General features: G+C 33.9%; 19 protein-coding genes. 5 read left to right on the top strand and 14 right to left on the bottom strand.

All coding sequences use genetic code 11. From position 1 onward, the window contains the following. The first annotated feature begins 27 nt into the window (after positions 1-27). The 3 genes from HM990_RS06765 (at position 28) to ribB (ending at position 3,851) form a co-directional block, all read left to right on the top strand. Entirely contained in the window at positions 28-669 is a 642-nt protein-coding gene (locus HM990_RS06765; RefSeq protein WP_178988201.1) for a LolA family protein, read from the top strand. Positions 670-755: 86 nt separating this feature from the next. Then, on the top strand, positions 756-2,672 hold the full coding sequence (locus HM990_RS06760) for an LptF/LptG family permease (RefSeq protein WP_229719402.1): 1,917 nt from the start codon (positions 756-758) through the stop codon (positions 2,670-2,672). 30 nt (positions 2,673-2,702) lie between these two features. Further along, positions 2,703-3,851, top strand: coding sequence for a 3,4-dihydroxy-2-butanone-4-phosphate synthase (ribB, locus tag HM990_RS06755; protein ID WP_178988199.1), 1,149 nt, complete (start codon positions 2,703-2,705; stop codon positions 3,849-3,851). On the opposite strand, the gene HM990_RS06750 is transcribed toward ribB, so the two are convergent. From HM990_RS06750 to HM990_RS06685, 14 genes are all read right to left on the bottom strand, one after another. Beyond that, positions 3,848-5,404 carry a family 16 glycosylhydrolase gene (locus tag HM990_RS06750; protein ID WP_178988198.1) on the bottom strand — a complete coding sequence of 519 codons (1,557 nt, stop codon included), beginning with the start codon at positions 5,402-5,404 and terminating at the stop codon, positions 3,848-3,850. The genes ribB and HM990_RS06750 overlap by 4 nt on opposite strands. Before the next feature lie 234 nt (positions 5,405-5,638). Beyond that, positions 5,639-7,624, bottom strand: coding sequence for a beta strand repeat-containing protein (locus tag HM990_RS06745; RefSeq protein ID WP_178988197.1), 1,986 nt, complete (start codon positions 7,622-7,624; stop codon positions 5,639-5,641). Between the two features lie 270 nt (positions 7,625-7,894). Beyond that, on the bottom strand, positions 7,895-8,707 hold the full coding sequence (locus HM990_RS06740) for a T9SS type A sorting domain-containing protein (protein ID WP_229719401.1): 813 nt from the start codon (positions 8,705-8,707) through the stop codon (positions 7,895-7,897). Positions 8,708-8,715: 8 nt separating this feature from the next. Beyond that, complete coding sequence (locus HM990_RS06735) at positions 8,716-9,756, bottom strand: hemagglutinin protein (protein WP_178988195.1); 1,041 nt, start codon at positions 9,754-9,756, stop codon at positions 8,716-8,718. Positions 9,757-9,921: 165 nt separating this feature from the next. Next, entirely contained in the window at positions 9,922-10,923 is a 1,002-nt protein-coding gene (locus HM990_RS06730) for a hypothetical protein (RefSeq protein ID WP_178988194.1), read from the bottom strand. Between the two features lie 204 nt (positions 10,924-11,127). Further along, positions 11,128-11,748 (bottom strand): hypothetical protein, encoded by a 621-nt coding sequence (locus tag HM990_RS06725; RefSeq protein ID WP_178988193.1) that lies wholly within the window; start codon positions 11,746-11,748, stop codon positions 11,128-11,130. Positions 11,749-11,770: 22 nt separating this feature from the next. Beyond that, a complete protein-coding gene (locus HM990_RS06720; RefSeq protein WP_178988192.1) occupies positions 11,771-13,138 on the bottom strand; it encodes a hypothetical protein in 1,368 nt (455 codons plus the stop codon). An 11-nt stretch (positions 13,139-13,149) separates the two neighbouring features. After that, positions 13,150-14,718: a tail fiber domain-containing protein gene (locus HM990_RS06715; protein WP_178988191.1), complete on the bottom strand. Its 1,569-nt coding sequence runs from the start codon at positions 14,716-14,718 to the stop codon at positions 13,150-13,152. An 11-nt stretch (positions 14,719-14,729) separates the two neighbouring features. Further along, entirely contained in the window at positions 14,730-16,679 is a 1,950-nt protein-coding gene (locus HM990_RS06710; protein ID WP_178988190.1) for a tail fiber domain-containing protein, read from the bottom strand. A 346-nt stretch (positions 16,680-17,025) separates the two neighbouring features. Further along, a complete protein-coding gene (locus HM990_RS06705; RefSeq protein WP_178988189.1) occupies positions 17,026-19,848 on the bottom strand; it encodes a response regulator in 2,823 nt (940 codons plus the stop codon). A 172-nt stretch (positions 19,849-20,020) separates the two neighbouring features. Beyond that, positions 20,021-20,854 (bottom strand): helix-turn-helix transcriptional regulator, encoded by an 834-nt coding sequence (locus tag HM990_RS06700; protein WP_178988188.1) that lies wholly within the window; start codon positions 20,852-20,854, stop codon positions 20,021-20,023. A gap of 206 nt (positions 20,855-21,060) precedes the next feature. Beyond that, positions 21,061-22,254 (bottom strand): DegT/DnrJ/EryC1/StrS family aminotransferase, encoded by a 1,194-nt coding sequence (locus HM990_RS06695; protein ID WP_178988187.1) that lies wholly within the window; start codon positions 22,252-22,254, stop codon positions 21,061-21,063. A 66-nt stretch (positions 22,255-22,320) separates the two neighbouring features. Then, positions 22,321-22,950 carry an NAD(P)H-dependent oxidoreductase gene (locus HM990_RS06690; RefSeq protein ID WP_178988186.1) on the bottom strand — a complete coding sequence of 210 codons (630 nt, stop codon included), beginning with the start codon at positions 22,948-22,950 and terminating at the stop codon, positions 22,321-22,323. Between the two features lie 125 nt (positions 22,951-23,075). After that, on the bottom strand, positions 23,076-23,405 hold the full coding sequence (locus tag HM990_RS06685; RefSeq protein ID WP_229719433.1) for a T9SS type B sorting domain-containing protein: 330 nt from the start codon (positions 23,403-23,405) through the stop codon (positions 23,076-23,078). A gap of 43 nt (positions 23,406-23,448) precedes the next feature. Between HM990_RS06685 and murQ the strand changes: the two genes are divergently transcribed. Both murQ and HM990_RS19830 read left to right on the top strand, forming a co-directional pair. Continuing rightward, a complete protein-coding gene (gene murQ, locus HM990_RS06680; RefSeq protein ID WP_178988185.1) occupies positions 23,449-24,270 on the top strand; it encodes an N-acetylmuramic acid 6-phosphate etherase in 822 nt (273 codons plus the stop codon). Further along, positions 24,248-24,484: a DUF6095 family protein gene (locus HM990_RS19830; RefSeq protein WP_317166924.1), complete on the top strand. Its 237-nt coding sequence runs from the start codon at positions 24,248-24,250 to the stop codon at positions 24,482-24,484. Before murQ ends, HM990_RS19830 begins: the two co-directional genes overlap by 23 nt. The last annotated feature ends 7 nt before the right edge of the window (positions 24,485-24,491 follow it).

Raw genomic sequence — 24,491 nt, 5'->3', positions numbered from 1 at the left:
TACATAATTTTTGAAATAAATAAAGAAATGAAAAATTTAATTGTATTAGCATTTATCACACTAGGATTTACCGCGTTTGCGCAAAGCGATGCCAAAGCCGAGAACTTATTAAACGAAGTGAGTTCCAAAATTAAAAGCTATAAAAATATCAGTTTAGACTTTAAATACGAATTAAATAATATAAGCGAAAATATTAGCCAAGAAACACGTGGAGATGTCGTAATTGAAGGTGAGAAATACAAACTCAACATATTGGGAGTTACACGTATTTACGATGGCAAAACGTTGTACACCATTAGTCCAGAAGATGAAGAAGTCACTATTTCTTCAAACAATACAGAAGACGAAAGCACCATCACTCCAAGCGAAATGCTATCATTCTATGAAGATGGTTATACGTTTAAAATGGATATTGTACAAACTGTAAAAGGACGGAAAATTCAATATGTAAAACTACTTCCTATGGATACCAATTCTGAAATAAAACATGTTTTACTCGGAATTGATGCCACCACAAAACACATTTATAACTTAATTGAAGTTGGTAAAAATGGAACGAAAACAACATTAACTGTTAATTCTTTTAAAACCGATGAACCCATCTCAAAAACCTTATTTACATTTGACAAAAGTAAATACAGCGATTATTTTATCAATAAAATAGATTAAGTCTAAAACAAATCTTTGTGAAAATATTAGATAGGTACATACTTATCACATTCTTAAGGACGTTTTTTAGCGTCTTTATTATATTCATGTTCATCTTTATTTTACAAGGGGTTTGGCTGTATATTGCTGAACTTGCTGGTAAAGATTTAGACATAACCGTTACTGCAAAATTTATTCTGTACTACATGCCAAAGTTAATTCCTTTGGTGGTTCCGCTCACGGTTTTATTGTCCTCTATCATGGTGTTCGGAAACTTTGCTGAAAACTACGAGTTTGCAGCTATGAAATCTACAGGAATATCGTTACAACGTGCCATGCGAAGTTTAAGCGTATTTATCGTTGCCTTAGGTATTGCTACATTCTTTTTCGCCAATAATGTGATTCCTTGGGGCGAATATAATTTTTATAATTTAAGACGAAACATTGCCAAAGTCAAACCAGCATTGGCCATTGCAGAAGGTCAATTTAATGAAATCGGTAACATCAATATTAAAGTAGAAGAGAAATCTGGAGATCGTGGTCAATTTCTTAAAGGTGTCGTTATTCATAAAAAAAATGACACGCGTTCAGGAAACTACACCGTAATTGTCGCAGAAGAAGGCGAACTTAAAAGTAGTATTGATTCCAATATTCTTCAACTCGAACTATTAAACGGGAATTACTACGAAGAAATTGTAAACAAAGATAGCAGACAGAATGTAAACAAGCCCCATGTTAAAAGCTATTTTGATAACTACACATTCAATGTAGATTTAGAATTGCTTAATGCTGAAGATCTCGATGAAAAAAATCATAGTGATAGATACAACATGTACAATGTTAAGCAGCTAACTGATGTTATTGATACACTCAAAACCAAGAAATCAGATGATTATCACTCATTATCTAAAACCTTATATAATAGAAGTACATATTCATCATTGAACGCCAATATAGATACCACAAAAATTGACTCTATTTATGGTGGTAAAGACATTCTTGACCATTATAATATTAGTCAAAAAGTCCAGATTATAAATTTGGCCATCAATTCTTCAAATAGCACAAGACAGATATTAGACTCAAATAAAAAATCACTTGAACAGAAAGATATTCGACTAAACAAACATATTATAGTATTCCATGATAAGTTTGTTTTGGCATTGGCTTGTATCATATTATTTTTCGTCGGTGCGCCACTTGGCGCCTTAATCCGCAAAGGTGGACTTGGTTTACCGATGGTTATTGCCATTGTATTGTTCTTAACCTATCATTTCTTTGGCATTTTTGCTAAAAATAGCGCTGAAAAGGGAACTTTTAGTCCTATCATTGGAGCTTGGCTTTCTACGGCTGTGATGTTACCATTAAGTATTTATTTGACTACTCGTGCCACGAATGACAAAGGTGTCTTTCAGTTTGATTTCATTATAGTGCCACTGAAACGTTTATTTAGTTCAAAAAATAAATTTCAACTTTCAGAAAGCGATACCAAGACCTATAATTATTATAAAAGATATTCCATAGAGGAGTTAATTGGAATTATAAAGAATCAAGAAGAATTTGACTTAGATAAAAAACCAAAGGAGATTGCACTACATAATCTGTTGGATCGAAAAATTTCACTTGAAGGTTTAAAGTCTGAAGGTTTAGTAATTCCTGATAAACTTATAAAAGCTAGGGTTTTACTAAGAGATTATAAAGATTACTCGAAAACGAGTTTAGTCAGTTATGTCGTAGGTATTGTTTTAGTAGTATTGCATTTAGTATTTAAAAACAATAAATTACCAGAAATCGCAGAATCCGCTTTGAGTTTGAGCATTATTGCCTTTATCTTTTTTGCTATTTATGTAATAGTCGATGTGTTTAAATATTCAAAATTTTACAAGATTATCGATTTAAAAGGGAAACAAAATAATCCACTTATTTTAATTTTAACGCTTCCACTCTATCCGTTAAAATACATTATATTGAGAAACAAGATTTCCCAAGACTTCTATCTGAGCTGTCTTCAAAATATAAAATAACTGTATCTTTGTTTCCTCTAAACCTGTAATATGATAACCAAAACCGAACATAAAAAAATGAGCCTAAATACAATTGAAGAAGCCATTGAAGATATTAAACAAGGTAAAGTTATCATTGTAGTTGATGATGAAAACCGTGAGAATGAAGGCGATTTTTTAGCTGCTGCTGAAAAAGTTTCACCAGAGATGATCAATTTTATGGCAACTCATGGTCGTGGTTTAATTTGTGCCCCTTTAACCGAGCATCGTTGTGAAGAACTAGACCTTACCATGATGGTTAGAAACAATACCGATCCGATGGAAACGGCCTTTACCATCTCAGTAGATTTAAGAGGTAACGGTGTTAGTACAGGAATTTCTGCAAGTGATCGATCAAAAACTGTAAAGGCTCTTATAAATAATGAAACAAAGGCCTTTGAATTGGCAAGACCAGGACATATCTTTCCTTTGGTTGCCAAAGAAGGAGGCGTTTTAAGACGAACTGGCCACACAGAAGCTGCCATTGATTTTGCACGTTTGGCAGGTTTCGAACCTGCAGGTGTTATTGTTGAGATTATGAACGAAGATGGTACTATGGCTCGCTTACCACAATTGATGAAAGTGGCCAAAAAATTTGATCTTAAAATTGTTTCTATTGAAGATTTGGTGGCCTACCGAATGGAGCACGATTCCTTAATCGATAAAAAAGAAGACTTTAATATCGAGACCCGTTTTGGAAAATTTAGATTAAGAGCATACCAACAAACCACAAACGACCAAATACATATAGCCTTAACAAAAGGTACTTGGAAATCTGACGAGCCTATTTTAACCCGAGTCAATAATACATTGGTCAATAGTGATATTCTTGGTACACTTACCAATAATACGGATCAGAAATTAGATGATATGTTTAATGTAATTAATACTGAAGGTAAAGGCGCTATTATATTCATCAACCAACAACCGGAGTCCATGAATTTATTAACTCGGCTTTCAATTCTCAAAGAAAACCAAGTGGAGGGTCAATTGGTAAAAGCACCTAGTTTAGGTATGGATACCAAAGATTTTGGGATTGGAGCGCAAATATTGCACGATCTAAAAATTAGCAAGCTAAAATTAATTTCTAACAGTCTCCAAACCAAGCGTGTTGGAATGATTGGTTACGGATTGGAGATTGTGGAATATGCTAATTATTAATCAATTATTACTTTTTTAATAGTTGTCAGATCCCCTGAATAGATCTTAAGAAGATATATTCCTGGTTTTAAATTTTCAACATTTAATACATTTGTGTTGGTTGTATTCTCGACTACGACCTGACCAATGGAGTTGTATAGCACAACCTTATCAATAGTTTCATCAGATACAACATTTATAAAATCACTAGCTGGATTAGGATGAACATTAAATGAATTAGCAATTTGATCATCTACACTCAATCCCGTATTCTGATAAACCCTAACGTAATCAATTTCCATATTACTCTGCACAAAATTAGGATCTATGGCACCTGATATTCCTCCTAAGGCAATATTTAAAATCAGATACTGGTCTTCATAAAATGGCCAAGTACTACCATCTTTAATCGCTGGATTATAAGTATAAAAACCCACATCGTCAATTAAAAATGTGATTTGATTTGGAGACCAATTCATGGAATAGACGTGATAGTCGTTGGCAACATCATTTAAAACATAAGATTGAACATTAAATGTATTACCATAGCTTGATGGTGTGTGCAAAGCACTACTAACATGGTTCGTAGCACCCAGCCCGTGTTCCATGATATCAATTTCTCCACAAGCTGGCCAACCTGTAGTTCCAAATCCTTGGGTTTGCCAATAAGCACCAGCTTCACTCACATTTTTTCCCAAGGTCCATATTGCAGGCCAAGTACCATCACCTGAAGGTAATTTAGCCCTAACATCTACTCTACCATAAGTAAAAGCATATTTAGAATTCAATCGTGCTGATGTGTATTCTTTTGTCTCTCCTTGATCTGTAAAAATCTCCTTTATTGCTGAGATATTTAAAAATCCATTATCAACAAACGAATTTTCTATACGATCGGTATAATGTTGTTCTTCGCCATTAAACCAACTTCCGCCAGCTGGTATTTGTGTTTGGTGAAACCATTTACTTGAATCCACAGCACCATTTGTATCAAACTCATCTGCCCAGACTAAGTCAGTATATATAACATCTAAGGTATTAGGATCTACCGGTTCAGAACCATCATCGATATCATCTATTAAATATGTTCCAGGTGAAGCTACACCTCCATCTATTAAAATAACGAGTCTAGTATAAGTTCCTGTGGCAAAAACAGTATTAGAAGTTCCAGTAATTGTAGCTGTTGAAAAATCGAAAACTATATCATTTGTCCATCCTGTTCCAGAAGTATTTTGTACCACCTCGACATCAGGATTAGTTCCATTTTCTAGTTTTACATAAATATTATGGGCATTAGGATCAAATTGATAAAAAGATAGGGTTATCTGTTGTTGTTCATCCAAATCTATAGGAACATTTAAATCTATATAAAACCCTTGCCAAGGGTCATTACCATCATTAAAAAATTGTCCAACATCATCATTAGGGTCCTGTGGATTTGTACTGAAAGCAAAACTACTACCAGAAAATGCACTAAAATTATCAGTACCATCCGAAAAATCTATTGGCATTTGTTGCGAAAATGATAAGAGACTAAATGACACCAAAATAGTGACTAACAGGTAATTTAACTTCATAGAATTCTTTTTTTATAAAACTATGAATAAGAACAAGCGGAACCTAATTTTTCGCCTATACAAAACCAATACATCATAAGAAAGTCGCTCCCTACAGCGACTTTCTCTGTCTCTCACATCTATTAGGACTTCTAAAAAATTGAGTTTTCAACTTTTATTAATATCACGGCCCACTTTTTTAGTAAGGTCTTCAACCCATTAAGTACTTGATCTTAAATATTTATTTTTTAAATATTATAATTTGTAAACAGTAAATTGAAAAGTAGTAGGTGTTATACTTCCAGAATTATTGAATATACGGACTTGTAAGTCTCCTCCACTAATAACTATACTTGAAGTTCTGAACGCCGTTGAATAAGGCGTTACTACACATGAGGTATCATAAACATTCAAGGTTTCGCTATTAACACTTACACTAATAACTCCACCAGATAAACTCGCCGTAAAATTGCCAGTACCACTAAGTACGTTTGCGTTAGACTCCACAGTTCCATAAGCAATAGGTACTATATTCGCATTTCCAGTAGCTTCTCTATTTATTTCATTAGTAACATCTAAAGTACCGTTGATACGAATTAAGTCCGTATCAAATTCTCCATAAATAAGTGCATCATCTGAACTCGAATTTTCTATGTATAATCTATTGGAGCCGGTTTCATTATAACCTGCTTGATAGCCAATTGCAATACTATTAGAACCTGTTTCATTATTATATAGTGCTTGATACCCATAAGCAACATTATTGTTTCCAATAGTATTAGAAAATAAAACAAGGCTGCCTGTGGCAACATTTTGATTTCCTGTAGTATTTGAGCCTAACGAATTATGTCCAGTTGCCACATTACTCAATCCTGTAGTACTATTATATAAAGCACTCGATCCTGTGGCTGTATTAGAAATCCCTGTAGTATTTGAGAATAAAGCCCGATATCCATTTGCAGCATTGGCATTACCTGTTGTATTTGAATATAAGGCTTCATTTCCTAACGCCGTATTAGCAGCACCAGTTGTATTTGAATGTAAACTCTGATTACCTATTGCCGTATTAGCAGCGGCTGTAGTGTTTAAATTTAAGGCTCGATATCCTACGGCTGTATTACTATTTCCAGAGGTATTAGATTGCATTGCAAACGTGCCCATAGCTGTATTCCAGCTTCCCGTATTGTTAAGTAACGACTCATAGCCAATTCCAATATTGGACGCTCCAGTGATATTATTTTGTAGAGCTCTTCTTCCTATTGCTATATTTTGTTCACCTGTGGTATTGCTTTCTAAAGCTTCTGCGCCGATAGCAACACTTCCACTCGCCGTTGTATTTTGACTTAATGATCGAAAACCATTTGCAATATTATGTTCTCCTATGGAATTATTAAAGAGTGCATCTGAACCTACTGCAATATTATAATTTCCAGAATTCACGTTTCCAAATAAAGCATCTGTACCTATTGCAATATTATCATTTCCCGAACTATTATCATATAGCGCATAATTCCCAATTGCTATATTAGAGCTTCCAGTACTGTTAAAAGTTAAAGAGAAAGTTCCATTAGCAATATTATTAGAACCTGAGACATTAAACCGAAGTGCAGATGATCCATTTGCGACATTACTACTCCCTATAGTGTTCCATGATAAAGCTAATGGTCCATTTGCTACATTATTCGAACCTGAAATATTCCTTGATAATGCCATATATCCATTTGCTACATTATTAGATCCTGAAATATTTGAAATTAACGTTTGATAGCCGTTTGTAACATTATTAGATCCCGTAATGTTTGAGTTAAGAGACTGATAACCTATACCTGCATTTCTATTATCCGAACTATCATCATTTATTCCCGCTCCAATACCTAAAAAAACAGATGAACCATCTTCTGTGCCGTCACTATCACTTTTACCATCTATTAAATCATCAATTTTATTTACGCCTGTTATAGAAATCCATGTTAACAATGTGTTGTTCCAATAGTAAAACCCTTTCGTTGGCACACCTGTTCCTGTAGCGTAAATTAACATTCCATCTTGAGCTACTGTCGGATTTATTATAGGGAAATCATCAACTTTTGGAATGAGAATTCCATCCGTATTTATTGGATTTGCTTGATCTGATGATCGTATATCCAATTGTGCTTGTGGGTCGGTTGTTCCAACACCAACTTGTGCAGACATTACTACTGTAAACATTAAGACGCAAATGATAACGGTTAGGTTTTTCATAATTGGATAATATCTATGACTTTATTTAATACTAAAAATAGATTGATGAAAATCAATGTTTAATATTGATATCAAATCTAATTAGTCATAAAAAAGAAATGTATAAGTATTGTAACAAGTCCTATAAATAATGTAACATTTGCTATATGAGTGAAGAAATACAATTATATTGAGCGATATTCTTATAATCAATAAGGCCGTCCTTTAGACTTTAAAAATGAAATTAAAAAGGGAAGTTAAACACTTCCCTTTTAATAATTAATTCAAAGTTTATTCCACCACTATTTTTTTTGTCTGGACTTTATTACCCATTGATATTTTAAACAAATAGATCCCTGAATTTAAATTGGAAACATCAATCTCATTGATTTTTTTCAATAACATTACCTGCTTTCCTAAAATATCGTAAACCTCAACACTATCAATTATATGATTCGATTCAATATTTATCTTATTCGAAGCAGGATTAGGATATAGTGATAATTGTTGCAATTCATTTTCTTCAACACCTAAAACTTCATTACCTGCAAATTCATTAATTGCACCAGCGAGTGTAATGGTATAGAAATCTGATTGTGCGTTTATGCCCAACATACCAGCAGCAGATGAGTCAGGATCGGTATCATTTTCAAACAATCTTGCTTCAGAATTGCCGTCAGAGGGTGTAAAAGTCATCCATAATACCTCAACATCGGCATTTAAAACACCAATATAGCTACTGCCGCCAACAGAGTTAAATACATAAAAATCATTACCCGGTGAAGCTTCTGGACTTCTAATAACGCCTGCCGGATTAAAGGAAGACACACTTTCACTGGTATGTGCTAGCGCTCTTGTTTCAGATGCATCTGTTGGAAAAACGATCGTCACTGCGGCTGTACCGCCTGTGGTTACTGGAGCAACTGCTGTTATATCCCGTTTTACGTACAATTCGTATTCAGAATTACTTGAATTCCAGTTTAATCTGAAAGTCACATTCTGTGCAAATAGTGATGATGAACATACCATAATTGCTAAAAGCATAAGTATTTTTTTTCTCATAATGTAAATTTTATTTTGGTCTTCGTGAATCTTTGTTTTCATGGTTTTTTTTAATTTAAATTGATTAATATTTCTAAGGCCTGGTCTAGCCGTACTTGTTCTCTACTTAGTTGCAAACTACTTCTCATGGCAGAAGGAGAAGGTAATTGTTCCAAAAACAAATTATATTGCGAACTAAAACTCGTGTTTAATGGATATAGCAGTACAGATAATTGCAGTTGATTGGTTTCATTAGAGAAGGATACATTACCATCGAGAAAGACATCGGATTGAAAATACCCGTCAACAAAATCGTAACTTGTACTAAACTCCGTATTAGCGGGAAACAAAATAATATCTGTAGAAACACGGTTAACATCCGCAGAATAATTTACCAATCCATCACCGTTAACGTCGCCTGCCCAAAGTGCCATGTCACCAGAAGATAAGGTTGCTCTCGCATGTGTTCCAAATGTCGGTGTTGCAATATCAGTAAAATCGATAACAGATGGTGCTGCTGAGCGCGTAATTGTTACTGGAGTATTAGTCATAACACCTAAATGGTTTTTATGATTTACTACCACAAAATAATCATCTGCTATCACATTTAGATCTAATAAAGACACACCGTCTGTGGAGACCACATCTCCATCGCGCTGTAATAACGCAGACGTTGATAAAATGACCGAAGTATTGTTGTTTTTGTCTCGAAGTTCTACCCAAACCCAATCGACAATGGCATTATTACCTGTTGCATTAAATACCGAAGCGTCACAAGTTGCAGCATCTGTATAGGGACTTGTAATTGGTATATAACCAGCCGCACGTAAATCGTCGTTCATAAATCCGGCATTCGTAGGATTAAGAATTGGGCCTTGTAAGAATAGTTTTGGATCAATGCGAATTTTAAGATCTGCATTTATAAAGCCTTCAGATACCGAAATGCCTCCTGAACTGAGTTCTTGTACATTGACTTCCCCAATGGTATAGAGTATTTGAATGCCACCAGCAGTTGTTGATGCGCCCCCTGAGTCTATGCTGAATTTTTCTATGGATTGTGCTTGTATAGCTATGCTGAATGCTATTCCAAAAATTGTAATAATATTTTTCATAATGTTTAATTTTAATATTGTGATATGTTCATATATGTTGAATTCTGTCTTCACGAAATTATTAACCTCTTTATTGTTAGACTGGTATTATTGTAACAAATGGTGTAACGTATGTAACATGTCTATAAATATTGTTGAATAATATGATTTAAGATGTTAATTCATTTAATATGTTAACGATGCAGACATAACAATGACATCATCTAAATATGATTCAGTATTTCTTTGAATACTGATAAACCACCAATCGTCTGTAAATCTGCTCGCAGGTATTGTTATACTCTGTTCGTAAAATGTTCCAAAACCTGAAGTACCTGAAACATTAATTCCGACAGAAGTAACGGATGCGGAGTCTGTAAATCCATCACCAGAGTTAAATGATCTTGGTCGTATAAAGAATTGAACAATGCCTGATGAACTTGATGTTGTTCTGAAAAAAATTGAAAATTCCACATCTTCTCCATTATAATTATCTGGTTTTTTGAGAATGATATTTGAACTACTTGAAAAACTATTTGTCCATTCTAAACCGGTACTAGAATCAGTTATAACTGTTGAGGTCGGTGATTTTCCCATAGAGGACGCATGAAAAGAAATGGTAGTGGAAGGCTTTCCACTAAGACTCTCATATTGCCCATCGAAATCATCGGTCTCATCTTTATCCCAATTATCAAAAGCTATTTCATTTCCTGATATATTAATACTTTCTGCTGTTTTAGCGTGTAGGGCATATGGCACAGCTGCAAATTCTCTAGCGTCAAAATTTATGGTTCCACCACTATAAGTTATTGTTGTTTGTAAGAAATGTATGTCGGCACTCCAATCTATATTTTCAAAAACACCAATACTAGGGCTGGCATCTGTACCAATACTAAGTATTAATAACCCGTTTGAATCAGTGCTTTCATTATGATCTTCTTGATAAACAATAATACCTGATTCACTTTCACTATGTATTGTAAATTGTACATTCATAAAAGTATTACTAAGTACATTACCAAGATCGTCCTTCATTATTGCCTTATAGTTAATACCTTGTTGTCCAAAAGCCATCGATTGTGCAAAAGCAATAGATGATAAGAATAAAGTGAATAATGTTATTTTTGCCTTACAAAGAAATATTCTGTTTACTTTATAGTAATGCGGGTAGTTATCTAAAAATCTCATAATGTTGTTTTTTTAGGTTAAAATTTATGAAACAAATTTATAATCAATTGTTTATGATAGTTATCACTATTGTCTCAAATGATGTAACATATGTAACATGATTTACTACTACTGGTTATTTGTTCCTATTGCAACTAAATTTTAATAAAAATAAGTTCAATAGAATTAAGAATATTATTGTAGAACAGATATAAATTAGGACTGTCATTTTTTATATGTTGTAACCAAATAATTAGCTAAATTCTTTACTTTCTTCGTCAGTGCCTCATGCTGTTCCTCATTCCTACCTAGCACAGAAACTTTAGTTTGATAGGTGATCACAAAAAAGTTGTCGTAGTTTTCGTTCAATATACGCACTGTGCCTCGCCGTGGCTGAATGATAATATTGCAATCACCAGCATCTGCTAATGTAATATCCCTGCCCTTAAGTATTCCGCTTGGTAACTCTGCTTTATCTTTTAAGAGGTTTGCAATGTCTTTTTTGCTTTGTCCCTTACTACTAGGAACTGACATTAAGCGCAATGCTGTGCCTGTATCATCGTGACCTTCACCAAAACCTTTGATTTTAAAAAAACATTCGTTTGGCGATTCACTTGTTTGTGCGCTAATATCAGATGCTGGTATTTGAAGTATTTTGGCAAGGTCTGTACATGAGACATCGCAGGTATAGTTGTAAAATAAGCTACTATAATCTGCACTAGAGTTACTTGATTTAGCAATTTCTTGCTTTGTTTCGTTTTTAGCGGTTGTGCTGCTGTTTTTTTTGGTTTCTGATTCACAGGCGACCAAAAGAACTATGGCGACGGATGGTATAAGATTTTTCATGATGTTTTATGTTTAAATAATTTTAAAGTTTATAAATAACAAATTGGAAGGTAGTTAGGACTTGTGCACCAGTAGAATTAAAGATGCGCACATTAAGGTCCGCATCATTATCTCCATTTCCATCAGAAATAATTGTACTTGCTGTTCTAGGTGATGTGGTAATTGGTGTAATCAAACAAACGGTATTACTATAACTTAATGGTTCTGTACCATTGACATCTATCACGAAGACATTACCACTAAGAAACGCTGTAAAATTTCCTGTACCACTTAAGATATTTCCTGTTGATTCTACAATACCATAAGCAATTGGTATCATATTCGCGTTTCCAGTTATAGTTGAATTGATTTCTCCAGTGTTAATTACGTCAGTATTAATTACGTCAGTATTAATTCCTTCAGCGACCTCAAGGGTACCATTTATGCGTATTAAATCTGTATTAAATTCACCGTAAATAAGAGGGGTGTTTGAAAAGGTGTTGTCTATATATAATTTATCATTTTCAGTGTTAGATGTTGACCTCCCTGCATTAGAACCAATGAAAATATTTCCATTCCCAGTATGGTTTGCACCTGCACGATAGCCTATTGCAACATTTTCTTCTCCCATTGTAATGTTATATAAAGCTTCGTATCCAATAGCTGAATTAAATCTTCCTGTATCATTATCAAATAGGGCATAATATCCATTAGCTGTATTACCGTTTCCTGTTGTGTTAGAATGTAAGGCATAATATCCATTAGCTGTATTACCAGCTCCTGTTGTATTTGAATATAATACTTCGTTTCCATTGCCTGAGTTATTTCTTCCTGTTGTATTAGAATATAATGCCTTATGCCCAATAGCAGAATTCCAATATCCTGTTGTGTTAGAATATAATGCGTTTAAACCTATTCCCACATTCTTATTAGAAGTACCGTCGTCATTTAAACCAGCATCTAAACCTATATATAATGAAGAACCATTAGCCTCAGATTTACCGTCCTTTAAATCATTTATATATTTACTTACGTTTAAAGCATAAGGCACAGCCATAAATTGAGTAGTGCTCATATCTGTATAGTCAGTACCTCCCATGATATCAATCTGCACATTTAACCAATGGTCGTAGTTGCGCCAATCAATATCAGTAAATGTATCACTTGAGGTACCTGTTCCAATATTTAAAACTAGGATTCCATTGGCATCTGTTGTTTCAGAATGCCATTCTGTATAAACGGCACTCCCATTTGCTGTAGCTTCGCGTATTTGAAACTGGACACCAACAGACTGGCTCACTAAAACATTACCTAAATCGTCTTTTATAAGTGCTTTGTAATTAATACCTTGCTGGGCAAAGCTTGAGATTGAAATTAAAAGGACAGCGATAAGTGTTATTGTGTTTTTCATGACGATTTGTTTTAATTATTTAAATTTTCCAGAACAGCCATGCGATGTAGCAATGATTCTATACTACTATTTTGTTGTGCAGTTTCTTTTGATTGTGCCTGAATTTTTGAATTTTGTCCATCAATAATCGCTTGTTGTTCTTGCAGTGCTTTTATTAATATTGGAATCAGCTCTGTGTAAGACAAAGCCAGCAAATCTGAATCTTTAACATAATGGGTAATGCTAGGAAAAATATCCTTAACTTCCTGTGAGATAAGACCCAAGTTGCGCTTGGTATCGGTTTGGTCTTTCATGAGGTAGCTTACCGGATTGAGTTTCAAGACCTTATTGAGTGTGCCATTTTTTAAGGAAATTATATCTTTTTTTACACGCCTGTCTGAGGCTTGGACATACGCACCACTATTTGAATTCCATGAGCCTTTAAAAATTCCATCTTTATAAAGGTTAAGGTAAGTTGCTGTATAGAATTGCCAAGAATGATTAGTAACAGAATTACGAATACTAAATGCATTTCTTAAATTCGATGTTGGTGCACCGTTGCTATGAGTTACTTCCAATAAGCTTTCAGGGTTATCTCCTCCAACACTGGTGTTTCCGTTTTTTAATATGGTTAAGGCGTTATTTGTTGTACTCGGACTTTGTCCATTGCCAATCACAAATAGTCGATCGTCCTCATTCCAATTTGAAGTATTACTAGGCACATAACTTGTATTATATGAGCCTATAGCTGTTTCGGCATAGGATTGGGCAGTTGTCTTAATTCCTATTGCTGTTGAATTTGTTCCAGAAGCATTCGTATTATCGCCCATAGCTGTCGAAGAACTTCCAGAAGCAAATGTGTAACTTCCTAATGCTATTGAGCCACCTCCAGAAGCACTTGAACCAGATCCTATTGCTATTGAATTAGTTTCTGAAGCATGTGCAAAATTTCCAATAGCCACGGAATTATACTCCGAAGCCTTTGTGTTATATCCTATTGCTGTAGAATAAAGACCTGTTGCACCTCTTTCTTCTGCTGCTTCTCTGTCTGAATAACTTAAGTCTATGGCACCATTTCCTATAGAACCATAATTCGATGGATTTCTCCCAACCATTCGCCAACCAGTTATACCACTCTCTGTAATTTTTTCCAGTCCGGATACGTTATTTGCTATTTCTGCAACATTGGCAATATACGCAGCGTGTGCATACGATGCATAAGGTACTTTTTTAAATGGTTCAGGATCTAAGGACTCGTAAGTACCATCATTCTCAATATCAATATCGACTTGTAATAGGTAAAGATCAACTCCCCAATCCAAACCATAAAACACACCATTTTCAATTGTACCTTCTCCAATAACAAGGACTATAATACCATTAGAGGTGGTCGTAGTATTATGTATTTCTTGATACACAATATTAGCTGGCACAGTACGATCAAGTATACTAAACCGAACGCTAATAGGTTGTTCACTAACAACGTTACCGTCGCTATCCTTTATAACGGCCTTATAATTAATGCCGACACCTATAGCTTGTGCATAGCTAGAAATTGAAATAAAAAGGACGAAGATCAAAGTGATTATATCTTTTTTCATGATTTAATTTTTTAGTTACTTGATTTTGATTCTAAAAGATTCAATCGTGCTACTAATGTTTCTATTGATTTATCTTGAACAACATCTTTTGCGTTTTGTGCTTCTATTATATCCTGTTGTTCTTGTAATGCTTTTATAAGAACCGGAATAAGCTCAGAATAGGACAAGGTTATCAAATCTGACTCCTCAATATAAGTTGTGATACTTGGAAAGATTTCCTTTACTTCTTGGGAGATCAAACCTAAGTTGCGTTTTGTATCTGTTTGGTCTTTCATTAAATAACTGACAGGATTCAGTTGCATCACTTTATTGAGTGTGCCGTTTTCTAAAGCTGTGATATTTTTTTTTGTTTTTCTATCTGAAATGGATGAATAATTACCTGTAGATTCATTAAAGTAACCACGATAATCACCATTTCTATACAAAGACAAACTGCCATTAGGCCGTGTTTCGAGTCTCCATGTGGACGTGTCGTCTGAAGCATTTAAGATTTTGAATGAGCCGTTAACATCTAATGTGCCATTTATGCTTACCAAATCGGTATCAAATTCTCCATAAATAAGTGGATTGTCTGATGCACCATTATTAATATAAAGCTTGTTGCTAAATGCACCAGAACTACTATCTATACCACCAGCATCAACACCGATAAAAATGTTATTGTTACCTGAAACATTTTGAGAACCTGCACTCTTTCCTATTGCAATATTGCCATCTCCTGTGTTATTATTATGAAGTGCAAAATATCCAATTGAGGTATTTTGGTTTCCTGACGTATTATTATTGAGTGCATAATATCCTTTTGCTGTATTATGACTCCCTCCAATGTTTGCTCCTAGTGCATTATGTCCACTCGCTGTATTACGAGTCCCATTTTGATTTAAAAACAGAGCTTGAAATCCAATGGCAGTGTTATAATTGCCGTCATCATTAGCTTGCAATGCCGCATAACCTACCGCAGTATTTTGACTTCCTGTCGTATTTAATTTTAATGCTGTAAACCCATTGGCGGTATTGTAATCTCCTGTTGTATTTTCTTCTAGCGCAAAACTACCGTTGGCAGTATTTTCATTGCCTGTTGTATTTCTAAAAAGTGCTGCATAGCCATTTGCAGTATTATTATTTCCAGATGTATTTTCATTTAACGCAACAACACCATTTGCGGTGTTATTGTTTCCTGTCGTATTCTCATGCAGTGCATAACTACCGTTTGCAGTATTATAATTTCCTGTTGTATTAAATAATAATGTGGCATTGCCAATTGCTGTATTACTATTTCCTGTTGTATTATACAATAGCGCATCTGTTCCAATAGCCGTATTTCTAAATCCCGTAGTATTATTTAATAGAGCGGAGTTTCCATTTGCAGTATTGGAATATCCTGTGATATTTGCATTTAAAGCCATATTCCCAATGGCAGAATTATTATAGCCTGTTGTGTTTGCGTTTAAAACACCAAAACCAAGACCTACGTTATCGTTATTAGTTCCGTCATCATTTGAACCCGCCTCAATACCTATAAATAGTGAAGATCCATTAGCATCTGATTTGGCATCAGATAAATCATCTATTTTCGTAGCTACATTGGCAGCAAATAAAGCATAAGGTACTGCCATAAATTGTGAAGTGCCCATATCAGTAAGTCCATTTCCTGTATTTATCTGAACATTTAAAAAATGAGATCCATTGGACCAATCAATAGTATCGAAAGTTCCAGCCGTTGGCGTTCCTTCACCTATATTCACTATAATGATTCCTTTATCATCTGTTGTAGCCGAGTGGGTTTCTTGATAGACTGCTGAAATACCAGTAGTAATTGTAAATTGAAGCTCCTCTATAAGTTCGTTCGCCAATGCGTTATCTTGATTATCTTTAATTACTGCTTTATAATTAATACCTTGTTGGGCAAAACTTGTGATTGTAAATAACAGTGCAATGATCAATGTGATTAGTGTCTTCATAATCTTATTTTTTAAAGGTGGTTTTTTTAATGACTTTATTTTTATACATAATTTTTAAAACGTACTTACCAGACTGTAAATAGTTAACATTGAGATGGATTTCTTTGGTGGGAACATGATCAATCTCAGCATGATAGGTAGTACGTTTTATTTTCATACCATACAAATCTAATCTTAAGATTATCAGAATGCTATGAAGTATGTAACAGGAGTTATGACTATTGTAACATGCTAGTAATGATGGGAAATACAAGCGGTTAAATCATCACACTAATTTGAAAAAAAGTAATTCAGTGCTCCCAAAAGCGATAAGATTATAAATAAAGATGTCGAGAAATTATAAAGGTTAATTGCGTTTTGCAAACTCAGTTGGTGTGCAATTATACGCCTCCTTAAAACATTTAGTAAAATAAGAATGGTCATTAAAACCTACGGAATAACCAATTCCAGATATATTAATATTAGAGGATTTTAATAATTGTGCCGCCAATTTAAGACGTTGGGAACGTACAAATTCCGATGCTGTAAGCCCCGTTAAAGCCTTTAATTTTCTATGCAATTGCATACGACTCATACCAACAGCTTCTGAAAATTCGCTGACGTTAAAAGAAGGATTTATGAGATTTTTCTCTAAAATGGTCTCTACTTTTTTAAGAAATTTTTCATCTAAGTTGGTAATGGCAATATCACGAGGAATCAATACTAATTCTTGACTGTAACGCAATTGTAGTTGCCGTCTGGATTCAATGAGTTTTTCGACTTTAAGAATCAATAATTTTGTATCGAAAGGTTTGGTTATATAATCATCTGCACCAAATTCTATGCCTTTAAACTGGCTCTCTACTCCAGCTTTTGCCGTTAATAATATTATGGGAATATGTGCCGTACGTTCATCCGTTTTTAAGTCTTCGGTTAAAGCTATTCCGTTTTTTTCTGGCATCATTACATCTGAAATAATCAAATCTGGGATGTGCTCTAATGCTAATTCTACTCCAATGGTTCCGTTAGATGCAGTGATAATATTATAATGGTCTTCAAACGCTAGTTTTAATAAATTCCGCAAGTCATCATTGTCTTCAACAATTAATACAATTGGTAAGTCATTAGTTGTAAACGTTTCCTCTTCCTCTATAGTGGTGTTGGGGTATAACAGTATGCTGTTTTCAATGTCATTTAGGCTTGTAGCGATAAAAACCTCATTTTTAAAGCTCTTTTTATCAACGGCTATGTGAAGTTCAAATGTGGTTTCTTTATTTAAAATACTTTGCACTTCTATTTTACCATGATGTAACCCAACCAATTCCTTAACTAAAGACAGGCCAATTCCTGAGCCTTGGTTTTGCTCATTACTTTGGTAAAAACGTTCGAAGATATTACTCAATTCATAAGATGTTAAGCCTTTACCAGAATTGGTGATTGAAAAAAACAGTTTATTGTTTTCAATAAGAGCTTTGCAGGAAATGGTACCATTTTCAGGAGTATATTTTATAGCATTAGAAAGTAGATTAACCGTTATTTTTTCTACAACGCTCTTATCGAACCAAACTGTCTTTTCTCCTTTAGCGATATGAATGGTATAAGTAATATTTTTTTGCTCTGCATAATAGTTGAAGGCTTCGCTTAGAGCAGAAATGAGTTGAAGAACCTTCCCTTCTTGAAGTTTTAATTTTAAATGACCTTCATCAATTTTCGAAAGATCCAACAACTGATTGACCAGTTCTAGAAGGCGTTCGGAATTTTGCTTGGCTACGGTAAACTGCTGACGTTTTTTATCTGATATTGAATCTTCTGACAAAAGCTCATTAATCGGGCTGGTTATTAAGGCTAAAGGCGTACGGAACTCATGTGAAATGTTCGTAAAAAAGCTAGACTTTAACACATCTAATTCTTTTAATTTAGTATTCGTTCTTTGACGGTTTCGATATAGAAAAAAAAGGAATAGTCCAGCAATAGTAGTTATCGCCATTCCTCCTAACAAGATGTTCTGCTGGTTCGTTTTCTGCTGTTCTACAATTTCTTTTTGAGATTTTAACAGATTGATTTCTTGTTCTTTTTTTTCGGTTTGGTATTTTGCCTCTAAATTCCTTGTTTCTTGTGCAATTTTTTTAGTGTCGGACTGTTTTTGTATGTCTAAAAGTAATTCGTAATATGTAACTGCTTCTTTATAGTCTTTCTTTCTTTTTAATACCGTGATTAGCTCTTCAATATTTTGCGAAACTCTTCCATTATCATTAGCTAATTGGTTTTTTTCAATAGCCAATTTATAATATTTTTCAGCTTTTTGTAGTTGGCCACTTGATTTATAAAATAAGCCTAGATAGCCTAGACCAGAACGTTGGTAGAACTCATTTTTACTTTTTAAAGCTAAGTCATAATATAGCAAATAATCCTTTTCCGCTTTTACGTAATTTTTCATTTGAAGAAGAAGATATCCTCTTACAATTACTCCATACGAATAAGAATTTCTATGAGGAGCATAATTTTGATGAAATAAAATGGACTCATTCAATAATTTTAATGCTTTATCATATTCTTCAAAAGAAGTGTAGGCTTGAGCTATGGCAATGTTCACTTCCTGAACACCTTCATTATTTTTTAATTTTTCATGAATATTCTTAGCTTTGAAGTAATATTCAATAGCATCTTTATCACCATTACTTTTCCTAATACAAAAACCCATGTAGTTATTGATAACAGCTCTTTTCGTAGAAACTTTTAATTTAAGGTCATTTTCGCAAACGGAATCGGCTTTAGAGTAACTCATAAAGGCTTTGTCATAATCATAGGTTTGGTTCCAAATATTACCAATTGAAATATAAGCATTACAAATCGTCAAATTATTTGAGTAATCTTTACCAAGTTTTATTAATTTATTATGATAATAGATTGAAGAATCAAAAAGAGATCTTTTAGAAAACTCATCTCCAATTAATTGAAGTGCATAATGACTATATTGATTACTTTCGGGGAGGAGTTTTATTAAGTTTTTATATTCGGATATAGCGGAATCTGAATTATATATAGCTTTTTTTAATACTGCAATTTTTTTATATGAAGTATATATGCCATAATGAAACTTAATTTTTTTTGATTCATTTAGAGCTTTTTTAATTTTTTGTATTTGAATTGTAGTGTCAAGTTCTATTGAACTTTCTTCTAAAAGTTTCATTACTTTTATGGAATCTTTTTCTTTTGTTTGTCCAAAAGAATAAAGAGATAATGTAAAAATAATTATGCAGTATTTTATGTTCATAATCTAAAGATAATCAATAATATGAATCGGTATTCTATGTTATTAGATCTAACCACTAGAAGAAAGTTTTTTTGAAATCAGTTCTATTTTAAATTAATAAGTAGTGATCTATAGTCTGCGTATTTTTATTAGCGTAATTGCTAGAACTGCAATAGTAAACTTCCTTAAAGCATTTTGCAAAATAAGAATAGTCATTAAAACCTACAGGATACCCAACTTCGGACATATTAACGTCGGTCATGTTCAAGAATTGTGTCGCTAATATAAGACGTTGAGAACGTATTAGTTCTGAAGCTGTAATGCCTATTAATCCCTTTAGTTTTTTATGTAATTGCATAAGACTCATACCAAGTGCATCCGAAAATTCCGTAATATTAAATGATGGATCTGTAAGTTTTTTATTTATTATAGCCTGTATTTTTTCTAGGCTATAAATAGTTTTCAAGACTGCATAAAAATCGGTAATAATTGGTAAATCTTTTATTTCTTTGGAGACCTCCAAACATTCTGAACAAACCTCAATAGCAATTCCTGTTTGTCCTAAAAAGTAATAAATACGGTAGAGTACATTTTGAGACAATTTAATATCACACTGATAATGATATTTTTTCGCCAATTTTATTGATGAGTCAAAATAGAATACTGCGGAATCCAACATTTGAATTCTCCGAAAATAATAAGCTTTAAAATAAGGTGCTTCTACAATACCTATCGCATAATTTCTATCCAAACTAAACTGCTCTATTATTGAAGCATAGGCATAAGAACTATCGGGAGCAGGATTTATACATTTGGCAAATTGATGTTTTAGGTTTTTATATACAATAGAATCTTTTTCAGATAGTTTAATAAAAGTCACTTCTTTTTGTCCATAACAAAAAGCGCTGAATAAAAACAAAAGAATGAGGCTAAGATGTTTCATATAATTAAACCGTAGGCTAATCCACTTGTCGCAATTATATAAAAAACGAGCAATTTCTATTCCAACTATTGTAACATAAAGCGTTACATATGTTATACAATGCAAATAAATTATAGAATTCAGTTATTGTAGGAACAAAAAACAGAAATTAAATCCAAATAAAGGCTCTCTCAATAATTAAGAAAAAGGAAGAAATAAAATAGAAATTAAATATGATCTTCAATAATTTTAGCCATTTTCTCAGCACGTACTTTCACCTCTTCTTCAGTCCAAGATAATTTTATTAAACAAGAAATATTCCGACCAATGAAATGATCAGACTGTTCAAAGGTTGTGATTTTAAGATATTCTAAACCTTTTTTTACCTCCTTAGAAATAGGAAACAATGATTTTAATTCTTTTAGATGATCCCATTTTCTGATGTAATGCCAATTATTCTCGTAATAATTCCAACAGGCATCCACACCGTTTTCTTTAAATGCTGCTGATACTTTACGCGCCGATTCTAGATCTGGCAAAAAGAAGTTTAGAAAAGCATAACTTTCCTCTCCACCTTTTGGAATTCTTCTAAAGGTCACTCCAGGTACTCTGGCTAAAGCATTTCTTAAAATATTATAATTCCGTTTTTGAATGGCAACAAACTCTGGTAAACGTCTCACTTGTGCCAAACCAACTGCAGCATGTAATTCTGAAATTCTAAAATTATAGCCTAAAAATGGATGTGTTTCGGCACCTCTATCATTTCCAACGTGATCATGCCCATGATCGCTATAATGATCTGCATTGATGTAATAGTCTTTGTTATTGGTAACTACCGCTCCACCTTCTCCACAGGTGATTGTTTTTACAAAATCGAAAGAAAAACAACCTAAATCAGCAATACTTCCTAAGGGCTTTCCTTTATAGGTGCCTCCAATAGCTTGGCAAGCATCTTCAACAAAAATTAAATTGTGAGTATTACAAATTTCACTTAAAGCATCCATATTTGCCATACTTCCGCACATTTGCACCACCATAACTGCTTTGGTTTTCGGTGTTATAGCAGCTTCAACAGCCTTAGGGTCCAATGTTAATGTATCATCAATATCCACTAAAATAGGAATAGCACCCAAGAGCATAACGGCCTCAAAACTTGCCACGAATGTAAAAGTTGGCATAATAACTTCATCTCCTGCTCCAACTCCAGCCGAAGCTAATGCTACAGAAACTGCAGCAGTTCCACTTGATACTAATTGTACATGTTTGGATTGAAATGTTTTTGCCAATTCAGATTCAAGTTCTTTTGCTTTCCAATGGCCTTTTCGCATACCATCAAATCCATAGCGCATTAAGACGCCATTGTCTAAAACATCATTGACTTCTTTGCGTTCTAAATCACTAAATAATTCGAATCCTGGCATAACTGATAATTAAATTTAAAAACTCAACAAATATAATGGTTTGTTGATGCAGTTAGAAGTACTATTTTATAATTCTATAATAGTTTCGGACAAGTGTTTTCTTACCTTTTTAAAACCGGCAAACATGTCATCACTGGCTCTGTAGCCTACAGGTAATAATAAAACTGAACTCAACCCATATTGATCCAATCCTAATTTTTCATCTAATTTTTTTGGTATAAATCCTTCCATTGGGCAGCTGTCGATACCCTCTATCGCACAAACGGTCATTAAATTACCTAAAGCAATATAAGCTTGTCGTGTTGCCCAACCTACTTTTTTTTCAGGATCCATTCCATTTATTGTAGATTTCATTTGTTCCTTAAATGGTTTTAGAATATCATCTGGCGTATTTCTTATGGTTTTAATGGTATCAAAATGATTATTTACGTCATTACCATCAATTTCAGTTTGAATACATAACACCAATAAATGTGAAGAATCAACTACCTGACGTTGACCGTAAGCTACCTCCACTAAACGCTGTCTAGCAGCTTTATCTTCTACAACGACTAACTTTAGGGTTTGTAAACCATACGATAATGCGGTTAAATTAAAGGCTTCTTTTAAAGTTTCTAATTTTTCTTTTGGAAGCGTTTTGCTTGAATCAAATTTTTTAGTAGCATAACGCCATTTCAATTTTTCTATAATGGACATTCTCATATTTTTTTGTAAAAATAAGGAATTAACTTTTTACTTAATTTAAACTAATTATTTCCTTGAAATAATAAAGCTGAATGACTTTATTCGTCCTTCAGCTTTATAATAAACCCTATTATATTCTACCGCTTCAAAGTAAAATGGGCTCTAAATTCTTTACGTTCCCCTGTCAAAGGTTCATCGTACTCCACTGTAATCCAATAGTCGTCGGGCGGCATAGCACTACCATTGTAGGTACCGTTCCAGCCAGTTCCATCTGGGCTAATTGGTTTCAGAAGTTTCCCGTAACGGTCAAATATGTGAATTTTCGTATCATTTCCAATACTTTCTATGTTCCAGGTTTCATTTCGGCCGTCTCCGTTGGGCGTAAAGTACAGCGGATAATCGATTATGAAGGCCGGTTCGGTCGTTGTCCCACAGCCGTTCCTGTCCCTTGCCGTGATATGGTGCAATTTACATGATAAATGCCCCAAAATTATTTTATATCTTTAAGCCATGAATTTTATAAAAACAACTGAGCTAGATTCCAACTACAATAATCTCGAAAACATGTCTACTCACGAGATTATTGGAAGCATTAATAAAGAAGATCAGACAGTACCTTTGGCTGCGGAAAGAGCTTTACCACAAATTGAAGTGCTAATAGACCAAGTTGTTTCTAAATTAAAAAATGGAGGCCGACTTTTTTATATAGGGGCTGGCACAAGCGGAAGATTAGGTATTCTTGATGCTTCTGAATGTCCACCAACTTTTGGGGTGCCTCACGAGTTAGTTATAGGATTAATTGCAGGTGGCGATAAGGCGATACGAAAAGCCGTAGAAAATGCTGAAGATTCAATAACTCAAGGATGGGAAGACTTAAAAGCACAAGATATTTCTGTCAACGATGTTGTTATAGGTATTGCAGCGTCCGGAACAACGCCCTATGTGATCAGTGCTTTGGAAAAATGTAATGAGCAAGGTATCATTACGGGTTGTATAACCTGCAATGAAGGAAGTCCATTAGCGCTCACAGCAAAATTCCCAATTGAAGTTGTGGTTGGTCCAGAATTTTTAACCGGAAGCTCTAGGATGAAAGCTGGTACAGCTCAAAAATTGGTTCTGAACATGATAACCACTACAACCATGATTCAATTAGGTAAAGTAAAAGGAAACAAAATGGTGGATATGCAATTAAGCAATGATAAATTGGTTGACAGAGGTGTGAAAATGATTATGAACGAGCTCAACCTCTCAAAAGAAGAAGCAGCCAAACTATTAAATGAACATAAAAGCGTAAGAAAAAGTATTGCCCATGGACGACGAGAACAGAACTGATAAAGACATTTTAGTTAAAGGCTTGAAACAAATGGGCATTTGCCTTCTATTGATGTTTGCTGGCCCGACGTTACTGCACCTAACCTTAGACAATAAAGATAAATCCCTTTATATTCCGTTACTTATTGTTTCAATTCTACTATGCATATTGGCGATTTCATTTTTGTTCATTGGGATTAATACCATTCTAAACAGTATTTTTAAAAAAAAGTGATAACATT

It is taken from the genome of Winogradskyella schleiferi (genome assembly GCF_013394655.1).
Classification (GTDB): domain Bacteria; phylum Bacteroidota; class Bacteroidia; order Flavobacteriales; family Flavobacteriaceae; genus Winogradskyella; species Winogradskyella schleiferi.
Note: the sequence above shows the minus strand (reverse complement) of the source record. Positions and strands in the feature narration are given on the sequence as shown.

What these genes read in the sequence shown, in the direction of transcription:
- HM990_RS06765 (WP_178988201.1), top strand. Translation starts at nt 28, where the DNA reads ATGAAAAATTTAATTGTATTAGCATTTATCACACTAGGATTTACCGCG.
- HM990_RS06760 (WP_229719402.1), top strand. Translation starts at nt 756, where the DNA reads ATGTTCATCTTTATTTTACAAGGGGTTTGGCTGTATATTGCTGAACTT.
- ribB (WP_178988199.1), top strand. Translation starts at nt 2,703, where the DNA reads ATGATAACCAAAACCGAACATAAAAAAATGAGCCTAAATACAATTGAA.
- HM990_RS06750 (WP_178988198.1), bottom strand. Translation starts at nt 5,404, where the DNA reads ATGAAGTTAAATTACCTGTTAGTCACTATTTTGGTGTCATTTAGTCTC.
- HM990_RS06745 (WP_178988197.1), bottom strand. Translation starts at nt 7,624, where the DNA reads ATGAAAAACCTAACCGTTATCATTTGCGTCTTAATGTTTACAGTAGTA.
- HM990_RS06740 (WP_229719401.1), bottom strand. Translation starts at nt 8,707, where the DNA reads ATGAAAACAAAGATTCACGAAGACCAAAATAAAATTTACATTATGAGA.
- HM990_RS06735 (WP_178988195.1), bottom strand. Translation starts at nt 9,756, where the DNA reads ATGAAAAATATTATTACAATTTTTGGAATAGCATTCAGCATAGCTATA.
- HM990_RS06730 (WP_178988194.1), bottom strand. Translation starts at nt 10,923, where the DNA reads ATGAGATTTTTAGATAACTACCCGCATTACTATAAAGTAAACAGAATA.
- HM990_RS06725 (WP_178988193.1), bottom strand. Translation starts at nt 11,748, where the DNA reads ATGAAAAATCTTATACCATCCGTCGCCATAGTTCTTTTGGTCGCCTGT.
- HM990_RS06720 (WP_178988192.1), bottom strand. Translation starts at nt 13,138, where the DNA reads ATGAAAAACACAATAACACTTATCGCTGTCCTTTTAATTTCAATCTCA.
- HM990_RS06715 (WP_178988191.1), bottom strand. Translation starts at nt 14,718, where the DNA reads ATGAAAAAAGATATAATCACTTTGATCTTCGTCCTTTTTATTTCAATT.
- HM990_RS06710 (WP_178988190.1), bottom strand. Translation starts at nt 16,679, where the DNA reads ATGAAGACACTAATCACATTGATCATTGCACTGTTATTTACAATCACA.
- HM990_RS06705 (WP_178988189.1), bottom strand. Translation starts at nt 19,848, where the DNA reads ATGAAACTTTTAGAAGAAAGTTCAATAGAACTTGACACTACAATTCAA.
- HM990_RS06700 (WP_178988188.1), bottom strand. Translation starts at nt 20,854, where the DNA reads ATGAAACATCTTAGCCTCATTCTTTTGTTTTTATTCAGCGCTTTTTGT.
- HM990_RS06695 (WP_178988187.1), bottom strand. Translation starts at nt 22,254, where the DNA reads ATGCCAGGATTCGAATTATTTAGTGATTTAGAACGCAAAGAAGTCAAT.
- HM990_RS06690 (WP_178988186.1), bottom strand. Translation starts at nt 22,950, where the DNA reads ATGTCCATTATAGAAAAATTGAAATGGCGTTATGCTACTAAAAAATTT.
- murQ (WP_178988185.1), top strand. Translation starts at nt 23,449, where the DNA reads ATGAATTTTATAAAAACAACTGAGCTAGATTCCAACTACAATAATCTC.
- HM990_RS19830 (WP_317166924.1), top strand. Translation starts at nt 24,248, where the DNA reads ATGGACGACGAGAACAGAACTGATAAAGACATTTTAGTTAAAGGCTTG.